This window comes from Phenylobacterium sp., from assembly GCF_035276905.1.
Lineage (GTDB): Bacteria > Pseudomonadota > Alphaproteobacteria > Caulobacterales > Caulobacteraceae > Phenylobacterium.
The window spans coordinates 1-3,541 of sequence record NZ_DATELG010000438.1 but is presented as its reverse complement, the minus strand read 5'-3'; the positions used below and the strand labels follow the sequence as shown (position 1 = coordinate 3,541).

Sequence of the window (3,541 nt, the reverse complement as noted above, 5' to 3'; positions counted from 1 at the left end):
GAGGGTGTCGTTCAGCCCGTCTATCCCGAAATCCAGCACGTGGTTGTTGGCGAGCGTCAGCACGTCCGGCGCTGCGGCGCGCAGGCAGGGCGCGTTCGCCGGGTTCATCCGATAGTTGAGGCCCTTCGGAGCGAACGCCTGCGACGTCGTCACGGCGGTCTCCAGGTTCATGATCCGAACGTCGGGCGCCATGCGTCGCCAGCGGGCGCGGGCGGCGCCCCAGATCTCGCCGAAGCCGGTCGGACGGGCGATCGGACCGCTGGCCGCCTCCGCAAGCCGCACATAGTCCCTGGCGGAGCGGAGATAGTCTTCCCGCAGCCGCGGATCGCCCGGATGCGGCAGCACCTGGTCGATCCCGCGCCCGGTCATCACGTCGCCGCAGAGAAAGATCCGAAGCGCTCCGCGCGAGCTGGGTGATGGCGACTGCATGGCCGCCTCCACGAGGCCGGCGCCGTCGAGGCGCCTGCGTCCCAGTCTACACGAACCGCCAGCTCTCCTCCGCTGCGCGCCTGAGGGCGCGGGACTTGTGCAGGGTCTCGTCGTACTCGGCGTCGGGATCGGAGTCGGCGACGATCCCGCCGCCGGCCTGGACATAGATGGTGTTGTCCTTCACCAGCGCGGTGCGCAGCACGATGCAGGTGTCGACCGAGCCGTCGGCGCCGAAGTAGCCGACGCCGCCGGCGTAGCCGATGCCGCGCTTTTCGATCTCCAGCTCGTCGATGATCTCCATCGCCCGCACCTTGGGCGCGCCGGAGAGCGTGCCGGCGGGCAGGGCCGCCATCACCACGTCGACCGGATCGAGCCCGTCCGGGGCGTCGCCCTCGACGTTCGAGGCCAGGTGCATGACGTGGCTGTAGCGCTCGATGAAGAAGCTGTCGGTGACCCGCACCCGCGGCGCACGGCGCTCGGCGGGGGGCGTGTTGGCGCCCGTATCCTTCAGCATCGCCACCCGGCCGACGTCGTTGCGGCCGAGGTCGAGCAGCATCAGGTGCTCGGCCCGCTCCTTGGGATCGGCCAGCAGCTCTTGCTCGAGCGCCAGGTCCTCCTCGGGCGTGGCGCCGCGCGGCCGAGTGCCGGCGATCGGCCGGATGGTGATCTTGCCGTCGCGCAGCCTGACCAGAATCTCCGGCGAGGAGCCGACCAGCTGGAAGTCGCCGAAGTTCAGGAAGAACAGGAAGGGCGACGGGTTCATCCGCCGGAGCGACCGGTAGAGCGCGAACGGGTCGTGCTCGAAGGGCGAGCGGAAGCGGTGGCTCGGCACCACCTGGAAGATGTCGCCGGCGCGGATGTACTCCTTGGCCCGCTCGACCACCTCCTTGTAGGCCTCGCGCGAGACCGGGGTGGTGAAACGGTCGGGCTGGGGCTCGGCGGCGCCGTGCAGCCTGGGCGTCGGCCGGCCGAGGTCGGCCAGCACTTGGGCCAGGCGCTCGCTCGCCGCGTGGTAGGCGGCCTGCGCCGAGCCGCCGTTCGGCCGCACCGGCGTCACCAGGATGATCTCCTGGGCGATGGCGTCGAAGATGGCGACGATCGAGGGACGGGTCATCACCCCGTCGGGAAGGCCCAAGGCGTCGGGATTGACGTTTGGCAGGCGCTCGACCAGCCGGATCATGTCGTAGCCGATCGCGCCGAAGACACCGGCGGAGGGTGGCGGCAGGCCGGCGGGCAGCTCGATCCGCGAGGCCGCCACCAGGTCTTTGAGCGAGTCCAGCGCGCCGCCCGGCTGCGGCGTGAAGCGGCCGGCGGCGATCGCCTCGGCGCCTTCCGCCAGCTCCGCCTGGTCGCCGCGGCAGCGCCAGACGACGTCGGGACTGAGGGTGATGATCGAGTAGCGCCCGCGCCAGGCGCCGCCTTCGACCGATTCGAAGAGGAAGGCGTAGGGCCGGCCGTGGCCGATCTTCAGATAGGCCGAGACCGGCGTCTCCAGGTCGTCGATCAGCCGGGTCCAGACCAGCTGCGGGGCGCCGGCGTCATGGGCCTTCTGGAAGGCCTCGAAAGCTGGCTCGAGCTTCACTTGGCCGGCTCCGGCTCGCCCTTGGCGTTCAACGGCTGGAGGCCGATGGCCGTGCGGGCGCGGTTGTAGTCGATCTTGGTCTTCACCTTCACCCGCGCGGCGCCCTGGGCGGCCTCGCCGATCTCGCGGAAGATGGTCTCGGTCATCTGCGGGCGGGCCTGCTCGGTCAGGGCGGCGAGCTGGGCGGTGTCGCCGACGTGATCGGCGTCCACCTTGCCGACCACCATGGCGAAGCCGCGGCCGCGGGCGGTGAACACGTCGCCGACCTTGCCGCCGAAAACGGCGCCCAGGATCTCCGGCGACATCTGCGGGTTCTGCTGGCCGCTGCGGCGGTCGACGCCGGGAACGTGGGTCAGCTTGGCACCGGCGCTGGCGGCGACCGCCTCCAGGCTCTCGCCCTTGCGGACGCGCGCGGCGAGCGCCTCGGCCCTGTCCTGCATCGCCTTGGCGACCTGGCGCATCATGTAGGCCTGGGCGAGCTGCGGCCTGATGGAGGCCAACGGCGGCATGGCCGGCGCAATGACCTTCTCCACCCGCACCGCGAAATATTCGCCGGCGCCGGCCTCGACGACCTCGCTTTCGCCGCCGCTCGGCAGGCCGAAGGCGGTGTCCATCAGCTTCTGGCTCAGGCCGGCCATGGGCTGGCCCTGCTGGTCGCGGCCGTCCTTGGCGACCGGGCCGAGGGTGGTGGCGGCGACGCCCGCCTTCCTCGCTGCCTCGGCCAGGTTGGCGCCCTTCTGGTGGGCGTCGTCATAGGCCTGGGTCAGGGCGTAGACCTTTTCGGCGGCGGCGTCCTTGCGCATCTCCGCCTCGAGCGCCGGGCGGGCCTGTTCGAAGGTCACGGTGCGGCCGGGCGTGATGCCGTCGACCTTGACCACCGCCTGGCCCAGGTCGCCCTGGACGACGCCGATCTCGCCGGCCTGCAGCTTGAAAGCGGCGGCGGCCAACTTGTGGTCGGTGATCGCCGACTGCGGCTTGTTCTCGTAGGTGATGGCGTCGACGCCCAGCGACTTGGCGACGGCGGCCGGGGCCTCGCCCTTCTGCAGCCGCGCGGCGATCGCCTGGCTGGTCGCAGCGTCCTTCGCGGGGATCTGCACCAGGGTGCGGGTCTCCGGCGTCGACAGGGTGTCCTTCTTGAACTCGTAGCGTTTCTTCAGCTCGGCTTCGTCCACCGTCAGGTTGGCGCCGACCATCTCCGGGCTGAACCGCACGACGGTCAGCACCCTGAACTCCGGCAGGGTCAGCTGAGCGGCGTTCTCCTTCATGAAGGCCGTCAGCTGTGCGTCGGTCGGATCGGCGGGCTTGGGCACGCTGGTCGGCTCGACGGTCAGATATGTGACGTCGCGGTTCTCCAGAGCATAGATCGCCGCCAGGGCGGCGTAGGCGCGCGGAACCTGCAAGGCGTTGCTGAGCGCGGTCACCGCATGCTGCTGGGCCATGGCGTCGCGCAGATTGCTCTCGAACCGGTCGGGCGTGAGGTCGTTCTGCGCCAGGAGCTGCTGATAAAGCTTCTTGTCGAAGCGACCGGTG

General features: G+C 70.6%; 3 protein-coding genes. All 3 read right to left on the bottom strand.

What is annotated here, in order from left to right; translation table 11 throughout:
• On the bottom strand, nt 1-429 hold a 429-nt coding region (locus VJS38_RS20865), incomplete at its 3' end, for a CapA family protein (RefSeq protein WP_324090071.1).
• A gap of 46 nt (nt 430-475) precedes the next feature.
• Entirely contained in the window at nt 476-2,011 is a 1,536-nt protein-coding gene (gene trpE, locus VJS38_RS20860) for an anthranilate synthase component I (RefSeq protein WP_324090070.1), read from the bottom strand.
• On the bottom strand, nt 2,008-3,541 hold a 1,534-nt coding region (locus VJS38_RS20855; protein WP_324090069.1), incomplete at its 5' end, for a peptidyl-prolyl cis-trans isomerase. The genes trpE and VJS38_RS20855, both read right to left, overlap by 4 nt.